Consider the following 26883-nt stretch of genomic DNA (forward strand, 5'->3'; position numbering starts at 1 on the left):
CGATACAGCACGCCTGAGTTCTGGTAGCATGGGGCCGTTTTGGCTTGGTTTGTCACGTTAGACATGCGGTTTACGTGTCAGGCCGTCTTCGCAAAGTGCTGTGGAGAACCAGAACATCACCTTTTTGAATCTCTTTTCCATCCCGCATGTGACCTTTGGTACGGGTCACCACTGTATAAGGAAACATATAATGCCAATCATTACTCTGCCTGACGGCAGCCAACGTCAATTTGCCCACTCTGTTTCCGTCATGGATGTGGCCGCGGACATCGGTCCCGGTCTCGCCAAGGCGTGCATTGCCGGTCGGGTAAACGGTGAACTGGTGGATGCGTGCGAGCTGATCGAAGCCGATGCTGCGCTGGCCATCATCACCGCCAAAGACGAAGAAGGTCTGGACATCCTGCGCCACTCCTGCGCCCACTTGCTGGGTCATGCTATCAAGCAACTCTGGCCCCAGACCAAGATGGCCATCGGTCCTGTCATCGACAACGGTTTTTACTACGACGTTGATCTTGATCGCACCCTGACCGATGAAGATCTGGCTGCCCTGGAAGAGCGCATGCTGGCGCTGGTAGCCAAGGATTACGACGTCATCAAGAAGAAAGTCTCCTGGCAAGAAGCGCGCGATGTATTCGACGCGCGCGGTGAGTCTTACAAAGTCGAAATTCTGGATCAGAACATTGCCCGTGATGACCAGCCAGGTCTCTATCATCACGAAGAGTACATCGACATGTGTCGCGGCCCGCACGTGCCCAACATGCGTCACTGCCACCACTTCAAGTTGCTGAAGATGTCCGGTGCCTACTGGCGTGGCGACTCCAACAACAAGATGTTGCAGCGTATCTACGGTACTGCCTGGGCTGACAAGAAGCAGCTCAAGGCCTATCTGCAGCGTCTGGAAGAGGCCGCCAAGCGCGACCACCGCAAGATCGGCAAGCAGCTCGACCTGTATCACATGCAGGAAGAAGCGCCCGGTATGGTGTTCTGGCACAACGATGGCTGGACCATCTTCCGCGAGCTGGAAACCTTTATCCGCGGCAAGCTCAAAGAGTACGACTATCAGGAAGTGAAAGGTCCGTTCATGATGGACCGTGTGCTGTGGGAGCGTTCAGGTCACTGGGAAAAATATGCCCAGGCCATGTTCACCACCCAGTCCGAGAACCGCGAGTACGCCATCAAGCCGATGAACTGCCCGGGTCACGTCCAGATCTTCAACCAGGGTCTGAAGTCCTACCGCGATCTGCCGCTGCGTATGGCCGAGTTTGGCTCCTGCCACCGCAACGAGCCGTCCGGCTCCCTGCACGGTCTGATGCGGGTGCGCGGCTTCACTCAGGATGACGCTCACATCTTCTGTACTGAAGAGCAGATCATGGAAGAGGTCTCCGGCTGTATTCGTATGGTCTATGACGTCTACGGTACCTTTGGCTTCGAGAACATCGTGGTCAAGCTCTCCACTCGTCCCGAGCAGCGTATCGGCTCCGACGAGATGTGGGATCGCGCCGAGAAAGCACTGGCCGAAGCGCTGGAGCTCAACGGTCTGAAGTACGATCTGCAGCCGGGTGAAGGGGCGTTCTACGGTCCCAAGATTGAATTTACCCTGCACGATTGCCTTGATCGTGCGTGGCAATGTGGTACCGTGCAGCTCGACTTTGCCCTGCCTGGTCGCTTGGGTGCCACTTACGTGGGTGAAAACAACGAGCGTCATGTCCCTGTGATGATCCACCGGGCCATCTTGGGTTCTATCGAACGTTTCATCGGTATTCTGACAGAAGAGTACGCTGGTCTGTTCCCAACCTGGTTGGCGCCGACTCAGGCTGTGGTCATGAATATCACGGATAATCAGGCCGATTATGCGGTGAAAGTAGCCAAAGCATTGAATGATGCGGGCATTCGCGCAAAAGCGGACTTGAGAAATGAGAAGATTGGCTTTAAAATCCGCGAGCATACTTTGAAACGAGTACCTTTCATGCTGGTCTGCGGCGATAAAGAAGTTGAAGCCGGTAAGATTGCAGTACGGACTCGTAAAGGGGCTGACCTGGGCACTTATCCTGTTGAAGAGTTCATCGCTCTGTTGACCCAGGAAGTTCAGACCCGCGGACAAAAGAAAGTGGAGGAATAAGCTATAAAAGGCGGAAAAAAACTGGGCAAGCAACCGCAAGCCCGCGCTCACCGGATCAATGAAGAGATCCGTCTGAAAGAAGTTCGTCTGACTGGTCTGGATGGTGAAGCCATCGGCATCACCACCATTCAGGATGCTCTGAACTTGGCCGCAGAGGCCGGAGTTGATCTGGTCGAGATCAGTCCAAATGCTGAGCCGCCCGTTTGCCGGATCATGGATTACGGCAAATTCCTCTACGAAAAGAGCAAAACAACCAAAGAACAGAAGAAAAAGCAGAAAGTCGTCCAGGTCAAGGAAATCAAATTCCGTCCTGGCACTGACGAAGGCGACTATCAGGTAAAACTACGCAACCTGGTTCGCTTTCTGGAAGACGGGGACAAGGCTAAGGTCACCCTGCGCTTCCGTGGTCGTGAAATGGCACACCAGGATCTTGGTATCAAGGTTCTGGAGCGCGTCAAGAACGATCTGGAAGAGTTGGCCGTAGTCGAGTCGTTCCCGAAAGTCGAAGGCCGTCAAGCTGTGATGGTCCTCGCACCCAAGAAGAAATCTTAAGGCCCACAAGAAATTGACTCACGGGTTCGCCCGTGAGTCGGTTCGCCTTGCGATTTTGTTGTCACTCACAATGCGGAGTATGAAATGCCGAAGATGAAAACCAACCGGGGTGCTGCAAAGCGCTTCAAAAAGACTGGCTCGGGTCGCTTCAAGTGCAAGCACAACCACCTGCGTCACATCCTGACCAAGAAGAGCAGCAAGCGTAAGCGTCAGCTGGGACCGAAATTCATGGTTTCTGCTGCCGACCACAAACGTGTTGTCGCTTGTCTGCCGTACGCATAAGGGGGGATGTGAAAAATGCCAAGAGTTAAACGTGGTGTGACTGCTCGAGCTCGTCACAAGAAAGTAATGAAAGCCGCCAAAGGTTACTACGGCGCCCGTTCCCGTGTTTACCGCGTAGCGGTACAAGCGGTAACCAAAGCTGGTCAGTATGCCTACCGTGACCGTCGCCAGAAAAAGCGTCAGTTCCGTCAGCTGTGGATTGCGCGTATCAACGCTGCAGCCCGTCAGAACGGTCTGTCCTACAGCCGTCTGATCAACGGTCTGAAGAAGGCTTCTATCGAGATCGATCGCAAGATCCTGTCCGATATCGCCGTTCACGACAAAATGGCTTTCACCGCCCTGGTTGAAAAAGCTAAAGCAGCTCTGGTTTAATCCAGTCCTGTTATAAACGTTAAAAGGAGGCTCAGGCCTCCTTTTTTGTATCTGTCATTCACGGTTTTACATCACTTTTTCCATTCTCCCGTCCATATTCTGTCCACTGTTTTACACGCGCTACAGATTTCTCCACACAAGGTGATATGTGCGAGATGACTTGTTCTACAAATGGTTCATATGCCAACAAACTAGATGTTTGTTCCACTATTTCAAGAGTGGCGGTGAGCCGATGAGACTCGCTTGATATAACAAAATGATTTGTAGGGAGAAAAGCCCACCTTAACTATGGTCAGCGAAGGGGCTTTTTTTGTATTATTCCCCTCTTGACCTTATTTAGCCTAAAGGCTCCTGTACCGGGAGTGGTGACGAGGAAGACATGCAACAGCTTGAAGAAGTAGTCGGCCAAGCCAGAGCCGAAATTGAGGGCGTGAGCGATATCGCTACCCTCGACGAAATCCGGGTCAAATATCTGGGTAAAAAGGGCTTTTTTACCGAGCAGATGAAGGGCCTGGGTGCCTTGTCTGCCGAAGAGCGTCCCGCCGCGGGCGCCGTGATCAACCAGGCCAAACAGCAGGTTCAGGATGCCCTGAACGAGCGTCGTGAAGCACTCGAAGTCGCCGTGCTGAACCAGAAGCTGGCCGCAGAGACCATCGACGTCAGCCTGCCGGGCCGCCGCATCGAGAATGGCGGTCTGCACCCGGTAACCCGCACCATCGAACGCATCGAGCGCCTGTTTGGCGAGATGGGCTTCAAGGTGGCCCGTGGTCCCGAGATTGAAGATGGCTTCCACAACTTCGATGCGCTGAATATTCCGGCTCACCATCCGGCGCGTACCGATCACGATACCTTCTACTTCAATCCTGATCTGATGCTGCGTACCCACACCTCCGGTGTGCAGATCCGCACCATGCAGCAGCAACAGCCGCCGATCCGCATCATTGCACCGGGCCGCGTCTATCGTAACGACTACGACATGACCCACACCCCGATGTTCCATCAGGTTGAAGGTCTGTTGGTTGACGAGCATGCCAGCTTTACCGAGCTGAAGGGCATTTTGCACGACTTCCTGCGCAACTACTTCGAGGAAGACCTGACCATTCGCTTCCGTCCTTCCTATTTCCCGTTCACTGAGCCGAGTGCCGAAGTAGACGTGATGGGCAAGAATGGCAAGTGGCTGGAAGTGCTGGGCTGCGGCATGGTGCACCCGAACGTACTGCGTTCGGTTGGTATCGATCCGGAAAAATACTCCGGCTTTGCCTTCGGCATGGGCGTTGAGCGCCTGACCATGCTGCGTTACGGGGTCAACGACCTGCGTGCCTTCTTCGAAAACGACCTGCGCTTCCTCAAGCAGTTCAAGTAAGGGCGAGAGAACATGAAATTCAGCAAATCCTGGGTGATGGAGTGGGTCCGCACCGAGTTGAGTGACAATGCACTGGCCGAGCAGATCACCATGGCCGGTCTGGAAGTGGACGCCGTGGAAGCGGTGGCTGGCCAGTTCAACAATGTGGTGGTGGGTGAAGTGGTCGAGTGCGCCCAGCACCCGGACGCCGACAAGCTGCGGGTGACCAAGGTCAACGTGGGCGAGGCCGAGCTGCTTGATATCGTCTGCGGTGCGCCGAACTGCCGTCAGGGCTTGAAAGTGTGTGTGGCCAAAGTAGGGGCGACCCTGCCGGGTGATTTCACCATCAAGAAAGCCAAGCTGCGTGGCCAGCCGTCTCACGGCATGCTCTGCTCTTTCAGTGAGCTGGGTATCGACGTTGAAGCCGATGGCATCATCGAGCTGCCGGCCGATGCCCCCATCGGTACCGATATTCGCGACTACCTCAATCTGAACGACGTCTCCATCGACGTGGATCTGACCCCGAACCGAGCCGATTGCCTCGGTATCGCCGGTCTGGCCCGTGAGATCGGTGTGCTCAACAGCGTGGACGTGGTCGAGCCGACCTGGGCGCCAGCTGTTGCCACTATCGATGCGACCTTCCCGATCCGGGTGGAGGCGCCAGCCGACTGCCCCCGTTATCTGGGGCGCGTCATCAAGGGGCTGAACCTCAAGGCCCAGAGCCCGCTCTGGATGCAAGAGAAGCTGCGTCGTGGCGGCATTCGCTCCATCGACGCTATCGTCGACATCACCAACTACCTGCTGCTGGAATTCGGTCAGCCGATGCATGCCTTCGATCTGGCGACGCTTGAAGGGGAACTGGTGGTGCGTCGCGCTCGTAGCGATGAGCCGATGACTCTGCTCGACGGCAACGAAGTGAAGCTCAAAGAGACTACTCTGGTGATTGCCGATGCCAAAGGCCCTGCCTGCATGGCCGGCATCTTCGGCGGCAATCGCACCGGTGTTTCCGAGACCACTACCGACATCCTGCTGGAGTGTGCCTTCTTTGCGCCGCTCTCCATCACCGGTCGTGCTCGCGCTTACGGTCTGCACACCGACTCTTCCCATCGCTTCGAGCGCGGGGTGGATCCCGAGCTGCAAGCCAAGGTGATGGATCGTGCCACCCGCCTGCTGCTGGATATCTGTGGCGGCGAAGCCGGTCCGGTCATCGAGGTCAAATCCGATGCCCATCTGCCGAAAGCGGAACCCATCCGCTTGCGTCGTAGCAAGCTCGACAAGGTGATCGGTATCAGCGTGGCTGATGCCCAAGTGGTTGAGATCCTGACTCGCCTCGGCATGCAGGTCACTGTGGATGCTGACGGCTGGACTGCGCTGGCGCCCTCCTGGCGTTTCGATATCGCTATCGAGGAAGACCTCATTGAGGAAGTGGCCCGCATCTACGGCTACAACAATATCCCGAACCTCAAACCCGCCGCCTCTCTGGCGATGGTTGAGCAGGCAGAAGGGCAGGTGACCCTGAAGCGCGTGCGTGACCTGCTGGTTGACCGCGGTTTCCAGGAAGCGATCACCTACAGCTTCGTCGATCCCAAGACCCAGCAAACCCTGTTCCCGCAGAGCGATGCCATCGTGCTGCCGAACCCGATTTCGGTCGAGATGTCCGCTATGCGCGTCTCTCTGTTCCCGGGTCTTGTGCAAGCCGTCGTCTACAACCAGAACCGTCAGCAGCCGCGCGTGCGTCTATTCGAGCAGGGTCTGCGTTTCATCAAAGATGAAAGCGCCGAGAACGGCATCCGTCAAGAGCCGATGCTGGCCGGTATCATCACTGGCAACCAGAGTGACGAGCACTGGGACATCAAAACCCGCGCAGCCGACTTCTTTGATTTGAAAGGGGATCTGGAAGCGGTGCTGGACTTGACCGCCGAAGGGGCCACCTTTACCTTCGAGCGTACCGAGCACAGCGCCCTGCACCCGGGCCAGAGCGCAGCCATCCTGCGTAATTGCGAGATCATCGGCCACATCGGCGTGATCCACCCGAGCCTCGAGAAGAAGCTGGGCCTCAAGAGCCGTGCGGTGATGTTTGAGCTGGAGCTGGACAAGCTGACCCCGGCCAAGGTGCCGGTGGCTGCCGAAGTTTCCAAGTTCCCGGCGAACCGTCGCGACATCGCCGTCGTGGTCGATCGTCAGGTTCTGGCAGGTGATGTGCTTGCGGTAATTAAAAAAGTTGGCGGAAATCAGGTAGTTGGAATAAACTTGTTTGACGTATACCAGGGTGCTGGTATGGCAGAGGACAAGAAGAGCCTGGCCATCAGTCTTGTATTGCAAGATACCCAGCGCACCCTGGAGGAGAAAGAGATTGCCGAGACCGTAGACAATGTCGTGCGGGCCCTTGGTGAAGAGTTGAATGCATCCTTGAGGGATTGATCTATGGCGCTTACCAAAGCCGACATTGCAGAGCACCTGTTCACCCAACTCGGGATGAGCAAGCGTGAAGCCAAAGATATGGTGGAAGCCTTCTTTGAGGAAATCCGACAGGCGCTAGAGCGTGGTGAACAAGTCAAGATTTCAGGCTTCGGTAACTTTGACCTTCGTGAGAAGAATCAGCGTCCCGGACGCAACCCCAAGACGGGCGAGGATATTCCTATCAGCGCCCGTCGCGTGGTGACCTTCCGGCCTGGCCAGAAGCTCAAGGCCAGGGTAGAAAATGTTGAACCCAACGAGTGATAAAAAGCCAGGCAGATGCCTGGCTTTTGTTTTCAGATGACAAAATTTCCCCTTCTGCTTCTGACCAGTGTGCTGGTCATGCCGTTGCAAGCCAAGCCGCCGCAGTCTACGAGATTGCAGACCACAGTGCTGCCGCTGGCACCGGCGACCCAGGCCTATGTCGACTCCATCACCCAGCTGGAGATCTGTTATCCCGCAACCCTTCCGCCCCCTTATTTGTTAGCGGGGGGAGGTCTGCTCAAGGATCGGATCGCCAAGCTGGCCGCCGTGCTGCCAGTCCCGCTCAAGGTACACGAACTGCCCGACTGGCAAGCGGTGCGCGATGCGCTGCTGCGAGGCCACTGCGACATAGTCCCTCATGTCGGTCCGATCTCGACCGTGTTGCCCGATATGCTGGTCAGCCGGGCGATGATGGAGACGGATGCCGCCATTCTCTACCGTGGTGATCTCGAACATGCGACCTTTCTGGTTCCGGCTGCTACCAGCTCCGGCAGGATGCTCAGGGCGCTCTACCCGAATGCGGTGATCAGGCAACTGCCGAAGGGGGAAGATCTCTATTCGGCGCTGGAGAGCGGCAAAGGGAATGCCTATCTGGGTGACTACCTGCAATTGCGTTATCTGATGCGCGAATTTCCCGCCGATGGCTTGCGACTGCGCAGGTTGCTGGGGGATGAGCGGGTGGTCAGTTATCGCTTGATGATGCGTGGCGAACCGGAACTGGCTCGCCTGATCGATACCGCTATCCGCTACATGCCTGCCGGCAGCCTCTATGCCGATCTGGGTCGCTACCTCGATCAAGGGTCGCTCTATGTCAACCAGTTGCACTTCAGCGATACCGAACAGGCCTGGCTCTCTGGCCGGGGGCGCACCGTCCGTCTGGTGGTTAATCCCGAGTTGATGCCCTATAGCGGCGTCAATGAGCTGGGGGAGGCGAAAGGGTGGAGTGCGGATGTGCTGCGCTGGGTCACCCAGGAGACCGGCCTGAAATACCAGTTGGTGGCTGCCGCCAGCAAGGCTGAGGCGATAGAAAAGCTGCGCCGCGGTGAGGCCGACATGATGGCCGGTTTACCGGAGTCCCCGGCACTGACGGACGAATTCATCTTTAGCCGGACGATCTCCATCAACCGGTTTGCCTTGATCAGCAAGCGCAAGGTGGTCGCCGATCACATCACCCAGCTCAAGCGCCAGCGCATTCTGGTGCCGGAATCCCTCTACGATCCCTCCCTGCTCGCCCTGCTCGGTGATCAGGAGTGGCTTCGTACCGATGGACTGGAACAAGGGCTGGCGGTGATCAAACAGGGCAAGGCTGACTCCATGCTAAGCGAGCTTTATCAGCTGCAATATCCCCAGCGCACCAACCTGCTGGAAGGGCTCGATATCGAGGAGCTGGAGGATCGCTTCGGCCTGGGTTTTGCCATCAACAAAGACCAGACCGAGCTGGCCGGGGTGATGGATCGCAACCTGATGGCCCTGACCAGCACCCAGATCGATGAGCTTAACCAGCGCTGGCGCCGCTTGCTCGTCGTGCAGCAGCCCGGCGTGAGCTATGCCGCCTGGTTTGGTTCCATCGCCATGGCACTGCTGATCAGCGGTATCGTCATCGGCGGGATCTGGCGTTCTCGCCAGCAACTGGCACGGGAAGTGGCCCAGCGTCACGCCGCCGAGAAGGCGCTGGCCATCGAGAGCGAGTTGCGCGAAACCATGTTTCAGGCGCTGCCGGTGCCCGTCTATCTGCGCAACAGTGAGGGCAAGGTGATCAAATCCAACAAGCAGGGGCGACGTCTGGCCCTGCGCTACTCGCAGCAACTGATGTTGCCGCCGGTACAGCCCCAGAAGAGCGAAGGGGAGCTGGTGCTGGGGGATCAGGTCTTCGCCTATGCCCAGCATCCGCTGCGGCTGGACAAGCAGGCGCCCGCTACCGATCTCATCGCCCTGTCGGATATCAGCGTGCTGCGTGAGCAGGCCCGTTTCCTGCGTCAGGCAGAGCGCCGTCTGCGCGCCCTGACCAATACCGTGCCCGGCGTGGTGCTGCAGTTTATGTTCGAGCGGGGGCGGGTGGGGGCCATCGAATTTATCAGCCGCGGCTGTTATGAGCTGCTGGGGTTGGCGAGCCAGCAGATCCGCCGTGAGCCCAAACGGGTGCTCGCTATGCTGGAACGCGAGGATCGCAGCCGGGTGCGGCGCGAGATGTTCGCCATGTTGCAGGCAGGCAAACCCTTCGCGTTCACCCTGCGTTACCACCATCCCACCAAGGGTGTGCGCTGGTTGCAGCTCTATGGCCGTGGCCGCAGTCAGCCGCAGGGGTGGCGGATCTATGCGGTGATGCAGGATGCCACCGCCCGGGTCGAGCAGGATCAGGCACTGCAGCACTCTCATGAGCAGGCGCAGCAGGCGGTGCAGGCGAAGGGCCGTTTTCTGGCCGCCATCAGTCACGAGATCCGCACACCGATGAATGCCATTCTCGGCCTGCTGGAGTGGTTGGCCACGACGCCGTTGTCACAGGAGCAAGGGTCGGCACTGGCACGGGTACGGCAGGCGGGGGACGAGTTGCTCGGCCTGCTCAACGATGTGCTCGATTTTAGCCGCAATGAAAACCGCCAACTCTCCCTCTCGCCCCAGCCTACCGATTTTGCCGAGCTGTGCGAGCACGTGGCGGCGGTGCACTGGACCAAGGCGCGGGCCAAGGGATTGCAACTGCGCCTTCGACTGGATCCGGCGCTGCCTGCCCTGCAGACCCTCGACCCTCACCGGGTACGGCAAGTGCTTCACAATCTGCTCTCCAATGCCATCAAGTTCAGCCAGCGTGGTGAGGTGGTGCTGTGGGCCGAGCTGGCAGACGCGACCCTGCGCTTCGGGGTCGATGATCAGGGGCCGGGGATCACCGCCAGGATGCGCCCCACGCTCTTTATGCCATTCGAACAGTTTGCCGTTGAAGGGCAACTGCGGGCACCAGGCACCGGCCTTGGTCTGGCGATCTGCAAGCAGCTGATCGAGCAGATGGGCGGCCTTATCGATGTCGAGGGGCGCGTCGGAGGCGGCAGCCGCTTCTTCTGCGAGTTACCCCTCAAACAGGTGGCGCAGGAGCCGGAGTGGCAGCCCAGAGTGCGGCAACTGGCGCTCTCTTTACCTCACGATGAGGCAGAGGCCCTTTCGCCCTGGCTCAGCCGGTTGGGGATCGCCACCGTCAGCAACGCCGTGGATACGCTGCAAGCGGAGGTGGACGAACAGGGGCTCTACTATTGGGCGTGGCAGGGGGAGTCCTGGGTACCCGGCACCATCATTACCCTGCTGCAACCGCGATTAACCCCTGAACAGCCGATCGCCGGTACCCAGCCCGGGTTTGGCATGCGGGTCCTGTTGGTGGAAGATCACGATGTCAATCGCGAGCTGATCAGCCTGCAACTGGGGCAACTTGGTGCCAGCGTTATCACTGCCGCCAACGGGCAGTTGGCGCTGGTTCTGCTGGCGCAGCACGAGGTGGACTTTGTGTTGACCGATCTGCAGATGCCGGTGATGAACGGCGCCGAGCTGTGCAGAGCGTTGCGCCAATCAGCGCGTTGGGCCCGTCTGCCGGTTTACGTGATCACCGCGGATCTCAGCGAACAGGCTGCCAATGAACTGCAATCCTGTGGTTGCGATGGTCATCTGGACAAGCCGGTCGCCCTCAAGGAGCTGGCAACCTTGCTGCGTCATATTGCCAGATCAGGGAGCAATGCTGTCGCCCCGACACCGGTTGTCTCGCTGCTGAGCGATGAACTGGCCGCCCTGTATCTGAAGGCGACCCGTGATGATTTGGCCGAACTTGATCGCTGTTGCACAGAAGAAGATGAAGTTGGCGTGAATGCTGCTTTACACAAGTTGAAGGGGGCCGCCAGAATGGTAGGGGCGACTGCGTTGGTGGTGGTCATTGAAGAGTGGCAGCAAGCGCCCCATCCGGCGCTGCAAGCCAGATTGAACCGGGCATTGGATGAGTTCAGCCAGCAGTTTTCAAAGAGGGCTCAAGATGATCATCACTGATGAAGAATTACTGGCGTTGCTCGATGCAGAAGAGCACGAGGCGGCAGGATTTTGCCCCATCGTGCTTTATGCCCTCGACGGCGTCTCTCATGCGCTGGCCAGCGCCACGACACTACCCTCCTATGTGACGTTGCACCGCACCCAACCGGATGCCTGCTGGCAGTGGGAAGGGCTGTTTGCGGCCGGCGCCATCGCGCTTTACGATCCCGCCGCTCATCAGCAGGCAGACTATTTTCCCCAAATGCAGTCGCATCAGGGCATTTATGCCATCGGCGAGGATTGGTTGGGAGGGCTCGCGGCCAGTTACCGTGACTGGTGCTGCTGGCTGGCGGCCAACAAGATCGTGCTGCTCGAGGATCACCCGTTTCAGGGGATGCAGTTGCAGCAAACCATCGCCGCGCTGGGGCTATCTTGCCAGTGGGTACAGGATGAGGCGGCCTGTCTTGCCGCATTGGCGGCGGGCGATACCCGCCTGCTGGTGTGCGATCTCAGTCTGGTGGAGCAGGATGCCATCAGCCTGCTGATGAGCCAGCCCAGGTTGCAGCAAGAGGGGTTGCCTATCGTGCTGCTCTCGGCCCATGAGCAGACGCTGATCGACGGTGCCCGTCGCCTGCTGCACGATGCCGGTTTCAATATTCTGGCGGCGCTGGCCAAGCCCCTCGACTGCGATGCGTTGCTCAGGTTGCTGCGCCGACTCTATCTGGGGCCGTTGCGTCAGCAGCGCTTGAGTGGCCAGCGCCGCACGATTCGTAGCTGGCAGGGGGAGGTGCAAGGCCAGCTTGGTCTGCTCTCCAGCCCCGCGACTCCACATCCGGTCTGGTTGGCGGTGACGGGTTTGCCCAGCCGCTGGGATGCCCTCAAGGAGTGGCTGGCGGAGCAGTCGCGTGCGCCATCCGAATTGACCCTGCTGATCCACCGGCGTGATCACCTGCTGAGCAATGCCGATCGCTTCGCATTGGTGCTGCAAGCCAGTCTGGCGGGGAGCAAGCTGGCGCTGCTGCTCGACAACAGCCAGCACTTGCCCTTCGATCTGCTGGAGCGTCTGCCGCTGCAAGCCTTGCTGCTGGGGCAGGGGATCCTGCCGGAGATGGAGTCCTTGACCGGCGACTCCCTGCTGGGACGCTTTATGGCCCGGGTTCGGGAGCTGGGGATCGCCGTCTATCTGGATGACCCTTACAACCTGCTCGATGTCGACCTGTGGCGAGAGCGCGGTATCACGGGGCGCTGGTAAGCCATGGCGCGCTACCTCTGCTGGCCCATGCACCGGGAGCGCCTTGGCAAAGGGCTGGAGGGTTGGCCCCATCCAGAATCCCGGGCCGCGCTGCCATTGGCGATGCAGGTATCCGATGTGCCTTGCCTGCTGCGCGAGCTGCACGGTGTGGCGCCAGCCCGCATACTGGCGGCCTATGATGCGCTTAGCGAAGAGAGCATTTATCTGCGCTTTATGCGCCCGAAACGGGCGCCGCTACCGGAGCAGGTCGCGCAATTTCTCAATTACCATCCCGAACATCAGATCTCGCTGCTGTTGACCGATCTCGCCGGTGAGCCGCTGGCGCAGGCGCAATCGATCCGCCGCCGTCTTCATCCCGATCGGGCGGAGTTCTCCTGCATCGTGGCGGATCACTTTCAGCACAAGGGGGCGGGGCGGCGCATTCTGCTGGCGCTGGCGTTGCTGGCCAGGGCGGACGGGATCCGCGAGTGGACGGCGGAAGTGCTGGCCCAGAACCGTCCCATGCTGACTTTGCTCAAGCGCCTTGGCTTGCCGCTGACGCTGGTGACCGGGCGGGAGATGGTCTTTGTCAGGCTGGATCTGTCGGTACTGGATGGCTGGTTGTCAGTGCCGCCAGCGGCGCCGCTTAAGACCAAGGGCGAATAGTGACACTTTTTTCCCTGTGCTAAGGTCACATTTATTGTGCGGGGATAGACGGAGCAGCTTATGGCGCAGTCATATAAACATATCGTGATCCTGACCGGAGCGGGGATATCGGCGGAATCCGGCATCAAGACCTTTCGTGCCTGCGACGGTTTGTGGGAAGAGCACAGGGTTGAGGATGTGGCGACCCCCGAAGGGTATGCCCGGGACCCCGATCTGGTGCTGCGCTTTTACAACTCCCGCCGCAAACAGCTGCAACAGCCCCAGGTTCATCCCAATCCGGCCCACTATGCGCTGGCTCGCCTCGAGCGTCTCTTACCCGGTTCGGTCACCCTGGTCACCCAGAACATCGACAATCTGCACGAGAGTGCCGGCAGCAAGAACCTCATCCATATGCACGGCGAGCTGCTCAAGGCCCGCTGCCCCGAGTCCGGTCAGGTGATCGAGTGGCGCGGCGATCTCCATCAGGATGAGCTCTGCTCCTGCTGCCAGTTTCCCCAGCCGATGCGCCCCCATGTGGTCTGGTTTGGCGAGATGCCGCTCGGACTGGATCGGATCTACAGCGCGCTGGCCCAGTGCGATCTCTTTATCTCCATCGGCACTTCGGGGGCTGTCTATCCGGCCGCCGGGTTTGTCCACGAGGCGGGCCTCAACGGCGCCCATACCATCGAGCTCAATCTCGAGCCGAGCGAGGTGGGCAGCCAGTTTGACGAGAAGCGCTATGGGCCTGCCTCCCTGCTGGTGCCCGCCTATGTCGATGAATTGCTGGAGGCGTGCGGCATCCATCAGCCGAGGCAGGTCGAGGGGCACAACTGGATGGAGATGCGTGAACGCTAGGCATCCGGGATAGCAGAAAAGCAAAAGGCGACTCGGTGAGTCGCCTTTTTGTTGTGTGGTGATTTTGTTTTCCGCGGCGTTTTTGTCCGGTAGCGGGTGCCCGTTACGATTGCGCGGGCAGGGGGGCGCAGGATTGTCTGATCACCAGATCCGGGTCGACGGTGATCAGGTGGTTCTCCACCGCCTCGCCGTTGATCCGCGCCAGCAGGCGGGTGACGGCCAGACGTCCCAGCTCCTCCTTGGGCTGGTTGACGGTAGTGAGCGGCGGCGAGAGGTATTGCGCCAGCGCCACGTTGTCGTAGCCGACGATGGAGAGATCCCGCGGTATCACAATGCCCGCCTGATGGGCGGCACTGATGGCTCCCATCGCCATCATGTCGTTGCAGACAAAGAGGGCGGTGGGGCGCGCAGGGAGAGCCAACAGCCGCTCCATGGCGGCAAAGCCGCTGGCGCAATCAAAGTCTCCCTCCTGGATCCACTCTGGATTGATCGTGAGCCCCGCCTCCTGCAACGCCTGCTCAAAGCCAGCTTGGCGCTGGTTGGCGGGGGCGCGGCTCTGGGGGCCGGTGATGCAGCCGATGGCGGTATGGCCCAGCTCAATCAGATGGCGGGTTGCGAGATACCCGCCGTGGAAGGAGTTGTCGGCGATAAGATCCACATCCTCGCTGACCAGCCCCCAATCCATCACCACCACCGGCAGGCTCTTGAGCCAGTCGAGCTGGTTGAACACCTCTTGTTGGCCCTCGCTGCACATGATCAGTAGGCCATCGACCCGCTTGCGCAACATCATCTTGAGGTAGGAGAGCGCCGTCTCGGCCTGCCCCTCGGTGTTGCCCAGCATCAGGTTGTAGCCCTGCTCGAAACAGTAGCGCTCCACCCCGCGCACCACTTCGGCAAAGAAGGGGTTGCTGGAGGTGGTGACCAGCATGCCGATACTGTTGGTCTCCTTCACCTTGAGGCTGCGGGCCACCAGGCTCGGGGCGTAGTTCAGATCGCGCATGGCGGCGAAGACCCGCTCACGGGTCTCCTCGGCCACGAAGCGGGTCTCGTTGATGACATGGGAGACGGTGGTGGTGGAAACCCCCGCCAGCGCCGCCACCTCCTTGATATTGGCCATCAGTGCCCCTGCGCACTCTGCTCAAGCAGGAAGGCGTCAACCTCCTCCTTGCTCGGGATGGAGCTCTGGGCGCCAAACCGGGTGACGGAGAGCGCCGCTGCGCCGTGGGCAAAGCGCACTGCGCCGTTGAAGTCGGCCCCGGCCAGCTCGGCGGCCAGCAGGGCGCCGTTGAAGGTATCGCCAGCAGCCGTGGTGTCGACCGCTTTCACCCGAAAACCCGGGATCAGCTGTTGCTGCTTTGCGTTGCTGCAATAGACCCCCTGGGAGCCCAGGGTGATCATCACATCCGCAATGCCCATCTGATGGAAGCGGGCGGCTGCCTCGCGGGCGCTGGCTTCGTCGGTGACTTTGACACCGGTCAGCAGCTCCGCTTCGGTCTGGTTGGGGGTGATGAGATCCACCAGCGCCAACAGCTCGGCGGAGAGCGGACGGGCGGGGGCGGGGTTGAGCACCACCCGGGTGCCGTGGGCACGGGCCAGTCTGGCAGCCTCGAACACGCTCTCCAGCGGCACTTCCAGCTGCAACAACAGGGTGTGGGCGTCGGCGATCATCGCTTCGTGGCTTTTAACCACCGCAGGGGATAGGGCCCCGTTGGCTTCGGCGGAGATGCCGATGCTGTTCTCCCCCTCATCGCTGACATAGATGATGGCGATGCCGGTGGGCAGGGTGTCATCGCGCTCGACGGCACTGACATCGATGCCATCTTTGGCAAAGCCGGTTTTCATCTGGTGGCCGATGGCGTCATCACCGATACGGGCGATAAAGGAGACCGGGGCGCCGAGGCGGGCGGCAGCAACCGCCTGATTGGCCCCCTTGCCACCCGGGACCACCTGATAGCTGTGACCTGTCAGGGTTTCACCCGGGCGAGGAAAGTGGGGAACGCGCAGCACATGGTCTGCATTGACACTGCCCAGAACGACGAGACGTTTCATGTTGACTACTCCTGATGCATCTTGGCTTGAACACAATGACTGAGTGAGCTCAAGCCGGGAGGCACCGCGACTGAGGGGAAAAAGGGGAGGCGAGCCTCCCCCCTTGAGACTTATTTGCTGACCACTTGCAGCGGTACCGGAATGGATTTCTCGACCGGCTGACCCTTGAGCACCTTGTCGGCAGTCTCGACGCCAATGGCACCGATCAGGGCAGGTTGCTGGGCCACGGTGGCGGCCAGTTTACCCTTGGCAACGGCGGCTTTGCCATCGTCAGTGCCGTCGAAGCCGACGATCATCACCTCTTTACCGGCAGCCTGTACCGCGCGGATGGCACCCAGCGCCATCTCGTCGTTCTGGGCGAACACGGCCTGTACGGTCGGGTGGGCTGCCAGCAGGTTTTCCATGACGTTCAGACCCTTGGTGCGGTCAAAGTCGGCAGGCTGGGAAGCCAGTACCTGCAGCTTGTTGGCTGCCACGGCCAGGGCAAAACCTTCACCACGGTCGCGGGCGGCGGAGGTACCGGCAATCCCTTCCAGCTGGATCACCTTGGCACCGGTACCCAGTTTTTCGGTGATGAAGTCACCGGCCAGTTTGCCGCCTGCCACGTTATCGGAGGCGATGTGGGCTTTCACCTCGCCTTGCGCGGCGCCGCGGTCCAGGGTTAGCACCGGAATGTTGGCGCGGTTGGCCAGACGGATGGCGTTGCCGACTGCTTCGGAGTCGGTCGGGTTGATCAGGATGGCGCCGACCTTGCGCACGGTGAGATCTTCCATGTTGGAGAGCTCTTTGGCCGGGTCATTCTGGGAATCCAGTACCACCAGCTCGTAACCAAGCTCCTTGGCTTTGGCTTCGGCACCCTCTTTCATGGTGACGAAGAAGGGGTTGTTGAGGGTGGAGACCACCATCGCCAGGGTTTGATCGGCGGCCTGAGCAGTGCCCAGCACGGACATGATGGCGGCAGCGAGCAGGGTATTGAGCTTTTTCATCATTTCATTCCTTGTGTGTGGCTTGTCTTATTAACGGTTGCTTTTGTTATCGATCATCACGGCAAGCAAGATCACGCTGGCCTTGGCGATCATCTGGTAATAGGACGATACGTCGAGCAGGTTGAGGGCGTTGTTGAGAAAACCGATGATCAAGGCACCGATCAGGGTACCCATGATGCGGCCCTTGCCGCCCATCAGGCTGGTACCACCCAGCACCACGGCGGCGATGGCATCCAGCTCGTAACCCATGCCCGCCGTCGGCTGGGCAGAGGAGAGGCGAGAGGTAACGATAAGCCCTGCCAGCGCCGAGAGCGCGCCGCACAGACCATACACCGCCAGCTTCACCCGATCCACATTGATACCGGAGAGGCGGGTGGCAGACTCGTTACCGCCCAGCGCGTAGATGTAGCGACCGAGACGGGTGTGGTTGAGCATGAACCAGGCCAGCAGGAAGACGATGGCCATCAGCCAGATGGGCACCGGCAGACCGAACAGGTAACCGGTACCGAGCCAGGCGAAGTGATCGGCGCCGTCACTGAAACCGGTGGAGATGGGGCGACCCTCGGTATAGACCATGGTGATGCCGCGCAGGGCGGTCATGGTGACCAGGGTGGCGATGAACGCTTGCACCTTGCCTTTGGCAATGATCAGGCCGCTGACGCCGCCCAGCAGGGCACCGGCCCCCAGGGTGAGGGGGACCACCAGCCAGATCGGCAGCTCCATGGCGACCATGGTGGCCGCCAGTGCGCCGCACAGGGCCAGCACAGAGCCGACCGACAGATCGATACCGGCGGTGAGGATAACCAGCGTCATGCCGACCGCCATGATGGCGTTGACCGAGGTCTGGCGCAGGATGTTGAGCAGGTTGTCGGCGGTGAAGAAGTTGGGGCTCAGGAAAGAGACCACACCAATCAGGACCAGCAGCGCGACCAGGGATTTGTTCTCGATCCACCACGCCTTGCTCATGACGCCACGGCGGGAAAGGGTTTGGGTTGTCATTGGGATGCCTCTTGCTCTGCTTGCCACTGTTTACCGACTGCCGCCGCCATCAGCTTCTCCTGATTGGCATCGCGGGTGTTGAACTCTGCGCTGATGCGCCCTTCGTGCATCACCATGATGCGATCACTCATGCCGAGCACTTCCGGCATCTCGGAGGAGACCAGAATGATGCTCATCCCCTCCTTCTTGAACTGGTTGATCAGCTGATAAATTTCCTTTTTCGCCCCCACGTCGACGCCGCGGGTCGGCTCGTCGAGGATCAGCACCTTGGGCCTTGTCAGCAGCCCCTTGGCGATGGCTACCTTCTGCTGGTTGCCGCCGGAGAGCAGCTTGATCAGCTGATCCTGACTCGGGGTCTTGATGTTGAACAGGCGCACATAGTCGCTCACCGCCTGCCGTTCGGCCTTGCCGTCAATCTTGCCGTTGCAGATGAACTCGTCGAGGGCGCACAGACTCATGTTTTCGCGCACCGACAGCTCCAGCACCAGCCCATCTCCCTTGCGATCTTCGGAGATGTAGGCGATGCCAGCGGCCAACCCGTCGGCCGGGCTTTTGGGCACCAGAGCATGACCGTCCACTTCCACTTCGCCGGCGCTGATGGGGCTGGCGCCATAGATAAGCTTCATCAGCTCGGTACGGCCGGAGCCCATCAGGCCGCTAAAGCCCAGAATTTCACCCTGACGCAGGGAGAAGCTCACCCCGCGCACGCCGGGACCGGCCAGCTCCTTCACTTGCAGGCTGACGGGGCCGAGCTCGCGCTCAAGGCGCGGGTACTGCTCTTCCAGCCGCCGACCCACCATCATCTCGATGATCTTGTCCTCGTCCAGATCGCTTACCGCCTTCTCGCCGATCCACTTGCCATCGCGCAGCACGGTGACCCGATCGCAGATCTGGAAGATCTCCTTGAGGCGGTGAGAGATATAGACGATGCCGCAACCCTGCTGGCGCAGTTCGCGGATCACCACAAACAGCTGCTCGGTCTCGGTGTCGGTCAGCGCATCGGTGGGTTCATCCATGATGATGACGCTGGCATCGAACGACAGTGCCTTGGCGATCTCCACCATCTGCTGTTCGCCGATGGAGAGATCCCCGAGCCGGGTATCCGGGCCGTGCTTGACGCCAAGTCGTGCCAGCAGACCGCTGGCACGCTCACGCAACTGTTGGTGATCGATGCGGCCAAAACGGGTACGAGGTTCGCGACCGAGGAAGATATTGGCGGCAATCGACAACTCCGGCAGCAGGTTCAGCTCCTGGTGGATGATGCTGATCCCCTGATCCTGGGAGTCGCGGGGGCCCTTGAAGTGGACTGGCTGACCGCGGTAGCTGACGCTGCCCGCATCGGCCTGATAGATACCGGTCAGCACCTTCATCAGGGTGGATTTGCCGGCGCCATTTTCACCGAGCAGGGCCATCACCTGGCCCGGATAGACCCGCAGACCCGCTTCATCGAGGGCGCGCACACCGGGGAAGGTCTTGACGATCCCGGTCAGCTCCAGAATGGGTGAGAGGGGAGAGGTTGTGCTCATTTGCAGCGTCCTTGAAGAGGCTTAAAACGCCACACCGGCGCAGAGAATAATATTAGCGTAGGGGGTGACCTCGCCGCTGCGCACGATGGCCTTGCTCTGGCGGGAGCGGGTTTTGAACTCCTCGTGCAGGCAGTATTCGATGGCGATGGGTTTGCCCTGGGCGGCTGCATGCGCCTCAAGCTGATCGACCAACGCCTGATGGGCGGCGGGGCTGATCTGCTTGATCTCGCTCGCCATGATCACCTTCTCCACCACCAGATCGGTGAACAGGGCGGTCAGTACGGTTTCAAGGCTGGGCGTCCCCGCCATCAGCGCCAGATCGATCCGCTCCGGACCGGTCGGAATGGGCAAGCCTGCATCGCAGACGGTGATCTCGTCGGTGTGGCCCATTTGTGCCACCAGAGCACTCAGGGGAGCATTGAGCAGTACGCCTCGTTTCATACAGCACCTCATCAGGCCTTGGCCCGTCAATCTGTGAACCGCTAGGCAACCGGTTACGCAACCGGTTGCGTGATGGATTAAAGGTAGGCCATCTACCGGAAAACAGCCATGGCAAAACAGCAAAATTGTGAAAACGATCTCAAAGGCGGGAGAAGAAATGCAGGGGAGGAGGCAGGAAGGGTGTCAGCAGAGCCTGACACCCGGCTTTATTGATTTTATGGTTAGTTGGCCAGCGCCTTGGCGACTGCCGGACGGCTCAGCATGCGCTGATAATGCTCGGCAACCTTGGGGAATTCACTGATCTCGACCCCATCGCTTTTCAGCCAGCCCGCGACCACGAACAGATAGATATCCGCCACGCTGAACTGCTCGCCGAGTACCCAGGGGCCTGCCAGATAGTGCTGCTCAATCTGGGCAAAGCCATCGCGCATATTGCTGGCGACTTTCTGCTGCATGGCGGCAATGGCCTGCTGGTCATCGGCCCAGCGACTGCCACGACGACCGTGGGCGTGGGAGACATGCACGGTGGAGGCGAGGAAGCTGTTGACCTCCTGCATGCGGGCCAGCAGGAACGGATTGTCCAGCGGCGCCAGCTTGGCTGCGTGGAAGCGCTGCGCCACATAGAGCAGCAGGGCCGGGGTCTCGGTCAGGGTGCCTTGCTCGGTAATAAGGGCAGGCACCCGTCCTTTGGGGTTGATGGCGAGGTATTCGGGCGAACGCTGCTCACCGGCAGCCAGATTGAGCTGGCGGGCAGTAAACGGGGCGCCGGTTTCCAGCAGGGCAATCTGCACAGCCATGGCACAGGTGCCGGGAGCGAAATAGAGGGTCAGATCGGACATGAATACTCCTGATTGTCTCAGGCCTCCCGCGATATCGGCGAAAAACGTGTTTTCCGTGATACCTCGAGGGGTCATGAAAAAAGAGAGGGGGCAACGCTTGCCCCCTCAACCAATCTACACCCCCTGAGGGGTGATGAAAAAGTGCAGAATTAATAGGCTTTGGCCATCTTGTCTTAAACCCCTTGGCTAAGAGTACGAGTCAACTAGTGCTGAGTTTGGTGGGAGCTCTGACGACAGAGATAGGGCTGTTGGTATTGAAAGGACTGTGGGCGCAATAACCTCCCCAGTTGTTTTACCGCTCTTGCACGATGTGGTCGTCTACTGGAATACCCTCTGCGTATCCTATCTTCGTTCACACAACAAGGCTGACCTTCATCAAAAAATGAGAAAGAAATCAGTCCGATAGAGAACTTTTTGCTGACTGTAATGGTCTGCGTTTGATACCTTACTCATCAGGCTCTATAGAGTGATAATGGCAGCCGAGATGCCTGGTGGTTGCTTCATATTACATCCAGTTATAAAGCAGCGTGATGGGATCTGAACCTCCTTGCGGTAGCCATCTTGTTTACTAGGATACGGGATGCTGGATACTACATAGTTGTTCAGAATAGTAGATAACTGCACTCGTACAACCTCTAGAAGAGGGGTGTTTGAGCCTGCTTTGTCACCTGATGGTAGCGATGTTTTACACCGCAAGGCTTTCGGCAAGATGTAGCACTATTTAGAGCAGTTATTTAGTGAACTCGATTATCGGAGAATGAGGAAAGATTCCGCATATCTATGGCATGGACCCAGGTGGTTAGAGTAGGATGTTAAAAATTTTTCAATGCGTCAAATTTTTGAATATATACAGAATAGTTTTTGTGATTTTATGGGCATTCTTCCCTTGGAAAAAATAATATCCATACTCTGCAATTGCTTTATTGTCGTTAATTTGGGGTATTACATTGTATTAAACATTAAAACAACGAGAGATCATGAAACAAAAAAAAGATTATGTTGATATTTATGATAAAGTTATTTCTTTACTTAAAGATAAGTCGAAATAACAAGTAGCACAAAATGATAAAGCAGTTTGCTTTTATGACTTTGTCACGAATTCGAATTGTAGTCAGCAATTTGTTTTCTCTTAACAAAATGTTAGCTACCAAAATAATCAGGGCATCTTAACACAAACCTAGAGGTAATATATATGGATATTGGCGTTTATTCACTTAAAGATTTATCGGATAGTCAAGTTGAAAACTTATTAAGAGAAAAAAAGTCGTTTGAAATTGAAAAGATTGGTTCAGGTAACGTTAGTAATACGGTTGCGACTCTTGAGAAATTAATTGAAAGTATGGATATGAAATGTCGTGTGTATACCATCGGAAGAAAAGCTATAATGGCTGCGGCGGTTACACCTAATCCTGTCACTTTTTTAGCCGGGGTTGCAAGCTCAATTGCAATCGGCGCGCATAATGTAGCAACATGGAATCCTGACTATGAAATTGGAAAGTATATTACAAAGGATAGACTACTTGTTGAATATAAAAAATAGTAAAGGCTACTAAGTACAGTTTGCTTATAAAGGCCTCGCCAACTGCCATTTGAAAAATTCCAGTTTGGCTAAATAGTCATGGTGATATAAAACATTGGTGTGGGATTGCTTTATAATCCCACACCTTATAGTTTTGTGCCTCTGAGAAAGGATGTGTTGAGGGTCGTAGGTCGATTCGCAATCGTGTAAGCGGACATTCGCGGTTTCGATAATACTGTACAGTCATTTTCCATAAACGTACATATTTTGCCCATATCTACACAAAGGGGCAACTCTGAATATGTTGGCGATTATGAAAAGAGAAGGGGGCAAATATTGCCCCCTTAATTTATTGAACCCATCAGGGTCAATTAACCGCCGACTTAACCCGCCTTGGCCACCATGGCTTTCAGCTGCAGGAAGTATTGCTCGTAGAGGCGGGAGGCATCCCCCACATCGGACTGGAATTCGCCCTTGCGCTTGATCTCGTCGCTCGGGAAGACCATGGGGTTGTTGCGAAACGCCGGGGTGAGCAGGGGAATGGCATCCTTGACCGGAGTGGGGTAGCCAATCGCCTCGGCCACCTTGGCGGCCACATCGGGGCGCATCAGGAAGTTGATCAGGGCGTGCGCCTCCTTCACATGCTTGGCCTTGGCCGGGATGGCTAGGTTGTCCATCCAGAGCACGGCGCCTTCTTCGGGGTAGGTCATCTGGATGGAGGGGTATTCGCGCTGGGCGCCATAGGCCGAGCCGTTCCACAGCATGCCGATATTGACCTCTCCGGCGATAAAGGGGTCGGCCGGGTTGTCGGAGTTGAACGCCTTGACGTTGGGCATCAACTTTTTCAGGTATTCGAACGCTTCGGTAATTTGCGCCTTGTCCCGGGTGTTGGGGCTGTAGCCCAGCTGCACCAGCGCGATATGGAATACCTCGCGGGCATCGTCCATCAGCAGCAGGCTCTCTTTCCACTCCGGTGCCCAGAGCTGCTTCCAGCTGGTAACCGGCTGCTCGATGATGTCGGTGTTGGTGCCGATCCCGGTTGCGCCCCAGATATAGGGGATGGAGTAGCGGTTGTCCGGGTCGTACTCGTGGTTGAGCAATGTGGGGTCGAGGTGCTTGAAGTTGGGCAGCTGGGCGCGATCCAGCGGCTGCAACATTCCCTCCTTGGCCATTTTTGAGATGAAGTAGGTGCTGGGCACCACCACGTCATAGCCGTCGCCATGGGTTTTCAGCTTGGCGTAGAGGGTCTCGTTGGATTCGTAGGTGGAGTAGATCACCTTGATGCCGGTCTCTTGCTGGAACTGCTCCAGCAGACCGTCCGGCACATATTCCGACCAGTTGTAGAAGTAGACCACCTTGTCGTCGGCCGCGTGAGCGCTCTGTCTCAGCAGCGGGGTGGTGAGGGTGAGGGCGGCTGCCAGCAGGGCGCCGGCCTTGTGTTGGATTGTCATCAACAACTCCTTGGGGTTATGGGGCCTTGCGGCCCACCGTGACAGAGTTCGCCAAAGGTGGCGGGGACGAAACGGGCAGGGTTAACCCTGCCGTTTGCGCAGTAACAGTTGCGCCAGCAGCACCATCCCGAGGGAGGCGACCAGCATCAGGGTGGCCAGGGCGTTGACCTCGGGGGAGACGCCCACCTTGACCATGGAGTAGATCTTGAGCGGAAGGATCTCGTAGGCCGGACCGGTCACAAAGGAGCTCACCACCACGTCGTCCAGCGACAGGGTAAAGGAGAGCAGCCAGCCCGCCATCACCGCCGGCAGCGCCAGCGGCAGTATGATGCGGCGCAGGATGATCCACTCGCCAGCCCCCAGATCCCGCGCTGCCTCCAGCATCCGCACATCAAAACCGCACAGCCGCGAGTAGACGGTGATCACCACGAACGGCAGGCAGAAGGTGATGTGGGCGATCAGCAGCGACCAGAAGCCCAGCGCAATGCCGGTCACCACAAACAGGGTCAGGAGCGAAATAGCCATCACGATATCGGGGGACATCATCACCACGAACAGCATGCCGCTCACGTACTGTTTGCCGCGAAAGCGGTAGCGAAACAGCGCCACGGCGGTGAGGGTGCCGATCAGGGTGGCTGCGGTGGCGGTGAGGGCGGCGATAGTCAGGGAGTGTTGGGCCGCCTGCATCAGGCTGGCGCTGGCAAACAGCTTCTCATACCAGCCCAGGGTAAAGCCGCGCCAGTCGATGCCATATTTCGACAGGTTGAAGGAGTTGGCGATCAGTACCCCGATGGGCACATAGAGATAGCCAAACACCAGCAGCAGGAACAGAGCCTTCAGTGCGCGCATCATGCCAGCTCCCCCTTCTTGCTGAGCAGCTTGCCCGCCCGCCAGTAGCAGTAGACCAACAGTGCCATCAGCACCGTCAGCATCACGCTGATGGCCGCGCCAAAGGGCCAGTCACGGCTGTTGAGGAACTGGGTCTTGATCAGGTTGCCGATCAGCAGGTGCTTGGCGCCCCCCAGCAAGTCGGAGACATAGAACATTCCCATAGCGGGCAGGAACACCAGCAGACAACCGGCGATGATGCCGGGCAGGGTGAGGGGCAGAATGATCCGTACCAGCCGCTGCCAGCCGTTGGCACCGAGATCCCGCGCCGCCTCCAGCAAACGGCCATCCAGTTTCTCGATGCTGGAGTAGAGTGGCAGCACCATAAAGGGGAGCAGCACATAGACCAGCCCGATGATGACGGCCACCTCGGTATACATCATCTGCAGCGGCCGCTCGATGAGCCCCAGATCCATCAGCCAGCCATTGATCAGCCCCCGGGTGCCGAGCAGCACTTTCAGGGCATAGGTACGGATCAGGGAGTTGGTCCAGAACGGTACCACCACCAGAAACAGCAGCAGCGGGCGAATACGTGTTGGCAGATGGGCCAGCAGCCAGGCAAAGGGGTAACCCACCAGCAAGCAGATGCTTGTGGCGAGCAGTGCCAGCCAGAGGGAGTGGAGCAGCACCTCGAAATAGAGGGGGTCCAGCAGGCGGCCATAGTTGCTCAGGGTAAAGAGCGGCGTGATAAGCTCGGATTCATCGCGGGTCAGGAAGCTGACGCCGATGATCATCAGGTTGGGCAGGAAGACAAACAGCGTCAGCCAGCCGAGGATCAGCGCGATGGCCGTGTTGCGAAAGCCGTTGTGGGCAAAGCTGTGCGCTACCCGCAGATTAGTGAGGCTCATAGGGCAGCACCACCTCCCAGCTGTCGACCCAGTGGATCGCCACCTCCTGACCGAGACGGTAGTCAAAGTCGGGGTCATCCTCGTCGAAGAACTCGGAGATAAGCAGCTGTTTGCCACTGTCGAGTTCGATCACCGAATCGAGCGTCGCCCCCTTGTAGTTGCGCTCGCGGATGTTGCCCCGCAGTGCGCCGCTCTGATCGTCATCCTGATCGAGAATGCGCAGATCTTCCGGGCGCAGCAGCACCAGTACCTTGTCATCTGGCTGGAATGGCAAGGTGGTATGGAGCAGGCATTCGCGCCCCTCCACCTCCGCCTGCCAGATACCGGGCTCGCTCTGGCTGATCAGCTTGCCATCCATCACGTTGATCTCACCGATAAAGCGGGCCACGAACAGGTTTGCTGGCGATTCGTAGATATCGCGCGGAGTGCCGCGCTGGATGATCTTGCCGCCTTCCATCACCAGGATGCGATCAGACATGGTGAGCGCCTCTTCCTGATCATGGGTGACAAAGACAAAGGTGATGCCAAGGCGACGCTGCAGGGCCTTGAGCTCGCTCTGCATCTGTTTGCGCAGCTTGTAGTCGAGCGCCGAGAGGGATTCGTCGAGCAGCAGCAGGCGCGGCTTGTTGACCACGGCGCGGGCAATGGCGACCCGTTGCTGCTGGCCGCCGGAGAGTTGATCCGGGCGGCGGTTGGCCAGCTCGGTGAGCTGCACCATGGCGAGGGTCTCCTCGACCCGCTGGCGGATCTCGCTGGCAGGCACCTTTTGCATCTGAAGGCCAAAGGCGACGTTTTCAAACACCGTCATATGGGGGAAGAGCGCATAGCTCTGGAACACGGTGTTGATGTGCCTGTGTTCGGCGGGGATATGGGTGATCTCGTCACCGGCCAGATGGATGGTGCCACCATCGACCGATTCGAGCCCGGCCAGCAGGCGCAGCAGGGTCGTCTTGCCGCAGCCGGAGGGGCCCAGCAGGGTAAGAAATTCACCATCATAGATTTCCAGGTCAAGGTCACTCAGGATCACCTTGCCATCGTATTTTTTGCTGATCTTGTTCAGCGCGACAATTACCTGTGGATTGTTCATCATCCGCCAGTCTCACCCCAGCCAGTGGCCATCGTGTTGAAAGAGGGCCGCATTCTATGCAGCCAATCCATGAAATCAAAGGCTTTTTGGCCCGAATTAGCCGGGAGTGGACAGGAAAAACGGCTACGAATAGCA

At 58.5% G+C, this 26883-nt stretch carries 23 protein-coding genes; 12 read left to right on the forward strand and 11 right to left on the reverse strand.

What is annotated here, in order from left to right:
* Positions 1-190: 190 nt before the first annotated feature.
* The 11 genes from thrS (at position 191) to cobB (ending at position 14115) form a co-directional block, all read left to right on the forward strand.
* Positions 191-2119 (forward strand): threonine--tRNA ligase, encoded by a 1929-nt coding sequence (thrS, locus tag BSP75_RS13825; protein WP_042061697.1) that lies wholly within the window; start codon positions 191-193, stop codon positions 2117-2119.
* Positions 2120-2140: 21 nt separating this feature from the next.
* Positions 2141-2671 carry a translation initiation factor IF-3 gene (gene infC, locus BSP75_RS13830; protein WP_205422431.1) on the forward strand — a complete coding sequence of 177 codons (531 nt, stop codon included), beginning with the start codon at positions 2141-2143 and terminating at the stop codon, positions 2669-2671.
* Positions 2672-2755: 84 nt separating this feature from the next.
* Entirely contained in the window at positions 2756-2953 is a 198-nt protein-coding gene (rpmI, locus tag BSP75_RS13835) for a 50S ribosomal protein L35 (RefSeq protein ID WP_005336688.1), read from the forward strand.
* 15 nt (positions 2954-2968) lie between these two features.
* Positions 2969-3325: a 50S ribosomal protein L20 gene (gene rplT, locus BSP75_RS13840; protein ID WP_005336687.1), complete on the forward strand. Its 357-nt coding sequence runs from the start codon at positions 2969-2971 to the stop codon at positions 3323-3325.
* A 379-nt stretch (positions 3326-3704) separates the two neighbouring features.
* Positions 3705-4688 carry a phenylalanine--tRNA ligase subunit alpha gene (gene pheS, locus BSP75_RS13845; protein ID WP_005351972.1) on the forward strand — a complete coding sequence of 328 codons (984 nt, stop codon included), beginning with the start codon at positions 3705-3707 and terminating at the stop codon, positions 4686-4688.
* Between the two features lie 12 nt (positions 4689-4700).
* Positions 4701-7088: a phenylalanine--tRNA ligase subunit beta gene (gene pheT / locus BSP75_RS13850; RefSeq protein ID WP_075113581.1), complete on the forward strand. Its 2388-nt coding sequence runs from the start codon at positions 4701-4703 to the stop codon at positions 7086-7088.
* A 3-nt stretch (positions 7089-7091) separates the two neighbouring features.
* A complete protein-coding gene (gene ihfA / locus BSP75_RS13855) occupies positions 7092-7388 on the forward strand; it encodes an integration host factor subunit alpha (RefSeq protein WP_005300715.1) in 297 nt (98 codons plus the stop codon).
* A 15-nt stretch (positions 7389-7403) separates the two neighbouring features.
* A complete protein-coding gene (locus BSP75_RS13860; protein ID WP_075113582.1) occupies positions 7404-11405 on the forward strand; it encodes a transporter substrate-binding domain-containing protein in 4002 nt (1333 codons plus the stop codon).
* Positions 11392-12636, forward strand: a complete 1245-nt coding sequence (locus BSP75_RS13865) for a response regulator (RefSeq protein WP_075113583.1) — start codon at positions 11392-11394, stop codon at positions 12634-12636. The genes BSP75_RS13860 and BSP75_RS13865 overlap by 14 nt, the downstream gene beginning before the upstream one ends.
* Positions 12637-12639: 3 nt before the next feature.
* Positions 12640-13281 carry a GNAT family N-acetyltransferase gene (locus tag BSP75_RS13870; protein WP_075113584.1) on the forward strand — a complete coding sequence of 214 codons (642 nt, stop codon included), beginning with the start codon at positions 12640-12642 and terminating at the stop codon, positions 13279-13281.
* A gap of 60 nt (positions 13282-13341) precedes the next feature.
* Entirely contained in the window at positions 13342-14115 is a 774-nt protein-coding gene (cobB, locus tag BSP75_RS13875) for a Sir2 family NAD+-dependent deacetylase (protein WP_075113585.1), read from the forward strand.
* Positions 14116-14218: 103 nt separating this feature from the next.
* Here cobB and BSP75_RS13880 read toward each other — a convergent pair whose 3' ends face one another.
* From BSP75_RS13880 to BSP75_RS13910, 7 genes are all read right to left on the reverse strand, one after another.
* On the reverse strand, positions 14219-15232 hold the full coding sequence (locus BSP75_RS13880) for a substrate-binding domain-containing protein (protein WP_075113586.1): 1014 nt from the start codon (positions 15230-15232) through the stop codon (positions 14219-14221).
* A complete protein-coding gene (gene rbsK, locus BSP75_RS13885; RefSeq protein WP_075113587.1) occupies positions 15232-16164 on the reverse strand; it encodes a ribokinase in 933 nt (310 codons plus the stop codon). Before rbsK ends, BSP75_RS13880 begins: the two co-directional genes overlap by 1 nt.
* Positions 16165-16274: 110 nt before the next feature.
* The gene (rbsB, locus tag BSP75_RS13890) at positions 16275-17150 is read right to left on the reverse strand and encodes a ribose ABC transporter substrate-binding protein RbsB (protein WP_042061682.1); all 876 of its coding nucleotides are present in this window, start codon (positions 17148-17150) and stop codon (positions 16275-16277) included.
* A gap of 30 nt (positions 17151-17180) precedes the next feature.
* Positions 17181-18149, reverse strand: a complete 969-nt coding sequence (rbsC, locus tag BSP75_RS13895) for a ribose ABC transporter permease (protein WP_005336670.1) — start codon at positions 18147-18149, stop codon at positions 17181-17183.
* Positions 18146-19675: a ribose ABC transporter ATP-binding protein RbsA gene (gene rbsA / locus BSP75_RS13900; RefSeq protein WP_075113588.1), complete on the reverse strand. Its 1530-nt coding sequence runs from the start codon at positions 19673-19675 to the stop codon at positions 18146-18148. Before rbsA ends, rbsC begins: the two co-directional genes overlap by 4 nt.
* Before the next feature lie 21 nt (positions 19676-19696).
* A complete protein-coding gene (gene rbsD, locus BSP75_RS13905; RefSeq protein WP_075113589.1) occupies positions 19697-20116 on the reverse strand; it encodes a D-ribose pyranase in 420 nt (139 codons plus the stop codon).
* Positions 20117-20337: 221 nt separating this feature from the next.
* Positions 20338-20955 (reverse strand): glutathione S-transferase family protein, encoded by a 618-nt coding sequence (locus tag BSP75_RS13910; RefSeq protein ID WP_075113590.1) that lies wholly within the window; start codon positions 20953-20955, stop codon positions 20338-20340.
* 1192 nt (positions 20956-22147) lie between these two features.
* Here BSP75_RS13910 and BSP75_RS13915 point away from each other — a divergent pair.
* Positions 22148-22495 carry a hypothetical protein gene (locus BSP75_RS13915; RefSeq protein ID WP_075113591.1) on the forward strand — a complete coding sequence of 116 codons (348 nt, stop codon included), beginning with the start codon at positions 22148-22150 and terminating at the stop codon, positions 22493-22495.
* A gap of 362 nt (positions 22496-22857) precedes the next feature.
* Here BSP75_RS13915 and BSP75_RS13920 read toward each other — a convergent pair whose 3' ends face one another.
* From BSP75_RS13920 to potA, 4 genes are all read right to left on the reverse strand, one after another.
* Entirely contained in the window at positions 22858-23925 is a 1068-nt protein-coding gene (locus BSP75_RS13920; RefSeq protein WP_083617182.1) for an extracellular solute-binding protein, read from the reverse strand.
* A gap of 81 nt (positions 23926-24006) precedes the next feature.
* On the reverse strand, positions 24007-24777 hold the full coding sequence (gene potC, locus BSP75_RS13925) for a spermidine/putrescine ABC transporter permease PotC (protein ID WP_005336644.1): 771 nt from the start codon (positions 24775-24777) through the stop codon (positions 24007-24009).
* Positions 24774-25661 carry a spermidine/putrescine ABC transporter permease PotB gene (gene potB, locus BSP75_RS13930; protein WP_075113592.1) on the reverse strand — a complete coding sequence of 296 codons (888 nt, stop codon included), beginning with the start codon at positions 25659-25661 and terminating at the stop codon, positions 24774-24776. Before potB ends, potC begins: the two co-directional genes overlap by 4 nt.
* Entirely contained in the window at positions 25648-26751 is a 1104-nt protein-coding gene (gene potA / locus BSP75_RS13935) for a spermidine/putrescine ABC transporter ATP-binding protein PotA (protein ID WP_075113593.1), read from the reverse strand. The genes potB and potA overlap by 14 nt, the downstream gene beginning before the upstream one ends.
* Positions 26752-26883 lie beyond the last annotated feature (132 nt).

The sequence above is a fragment of the Aeromonas sp. YN13HZO-058 genome, from assembly GCF_001921245.1.
In the GTDB taxonomy this organism is placed as follows: domain Bacteria; phylum Pseudomonadota; class Gammaproteobacteria; order Enterobacterales; family Aeromonadaceae; genus Aeromonas; species Aeromonas allosaccharophila.

Bases quoted from the DNA above. Each gene is read 5' to 3' on its own strand.
- thrS (WP_042061697.1), top strand. From the start codon at position 191: ATGCCAATCATTACTCTGCCTGACGGCAGCCAACGTCAATTTGCCCAC.
- rpmI (WP_005336688.1), top strand. From the start codon at position 2,756: ATGCCGAAGATGAAAACCAACCGGGGTGCTGCAAAGCGCTTCAAAAAG.
- rplT (WP_005336687.1), top strand. From the start codon at position 2,969: ATGCCAAGAGTTAAACGTGGTGTGACTGCTCGAGCTCGTCACAAGAAA.
- pheS (WP_005351972.1), top strand. From the start codon at position 3,705: ATGCAACAGCTTGAAGAAGTAGTCGGCCAAGCCAGAGCCGAAATTGAG.
- pheT (WP_075113581.1), top strand. From the start codon at position 4,701: ATGAAATTCAGCAAATCCTGGGTGATGGAGTGGGTCCGCACCGAGTTG.
- ihfA (WP_005300715.1), top strand. From the start codon at position 7,092: ATGGCGCTTACCAAAGCCGACATTGCAGAGCACCTGTTCACCCAACTC.
- BSP75_RS13860 (WP_075113582.1), top strand. From the start codon at position 7,404: ATGCCTGGCTTTTGTTTTCAGATGACAAAATTTCCCCTTCTGCTTCTG.
- BSP75_RS13865 (WP_075113583.1), top strand. From the start codon at position 11,392: ATGATCATCACTGATGAAGAATTACTGGCGTTGCTCGATGCAGAAGAG.
- BSP75_RS13870 (WP_075113584.1), top strand. From the start codon at position 12,640: ATGGCGCGCTACCTCTGCTGGCCCATGCACCGGGAGCGCCTTGGCAAA.
- cobB (WP_075113585.1), top strand. From the start codon at position 13,342: ATGGCGCAGTCATATAAACATATCGTGATCCTGACCGGAGCGGGGATA.
- BSP75_RS13880 (WP_075113586.1), bottom strand. From the start codon at position 15,232: ATGGCCAATATCAAGGAGGTGGCGGCGCTGGCGGGGGTTTCCACCACC.
- rbsK (WP_075113587.1), bottom strand. From the start codon at position 16,164: ATGAAACGTCTCGTCGTTCTGGGCAGTGTCAATGCAGACCATGTGCTG.
- rbsB (WP_042061682.1), bottom strand. From the start codon at position 17,150: ATGAAAAAGCTCAATACCCTGCTCGCTGCCGCCATCATGTCCGTGCTG.
- rbsC (WP_005336670.1), bottom strand. From the start codon at position 18,149: ATGACAACCCAAACCCTTTCCCGCCGTGGCGTCATGAGCAAGGCGTGG.
- rbsA (WP_075113588.1), bottom strand. From the start codon at position 19,675: ATGAGCACAACCTCTCCCCTCTCACCCATTCTGGAGCTGACCGGGATC.
- rbsD (WP_075113589.1), bottom strand. From the start codon at position 20,116: ATGAAACGAGGCGTACTGCTCAATGCTCCCCTGAGTGCTCTGGTGGCA.
- BSP75_RS13910 (WP_075113590.1), bottom strand. From the start codon at position 20,955: ATGTCCGATCTGACCCTCTATTTCGCTCCCGGCACCTGTGCCATGGCT.
- BSP75_RS13915 (WP_075113591.1), top strand. From the start codon at position 22,148: ATGGATATTGGCGTTTATTCACTTAAAGATTTATCGGATAGTCAAGTT.
- BSP75_RS13920 (WP_083617182.1), bottom strand. From the start codon at position 23,925: ATGACAATCCAACACAAGGCCGGCGCCCTGCTGGCAGCCGCCCTCACC.
- potC (WP_005336644.1), bottom strand. From the start codon at position 24,777: ATGATGCGCGCACTGAAGGCTCTGTTCCTGCTGCTGGTGTTTGGCTAT.
- potB (WP_075113592.1), bottom strand. From the start codon at position 25,661: ATGAGCCTCACTAATCTGCGGGTAGCGCACAGCTTTGCCCACAACGGC.
- potA (WP_075113593.1), bottom strand. From the start codon at position 26,751: ATGATGAACAATCCACAGGTAATTGTCGCGCTGAACAAGATCAGCAAA.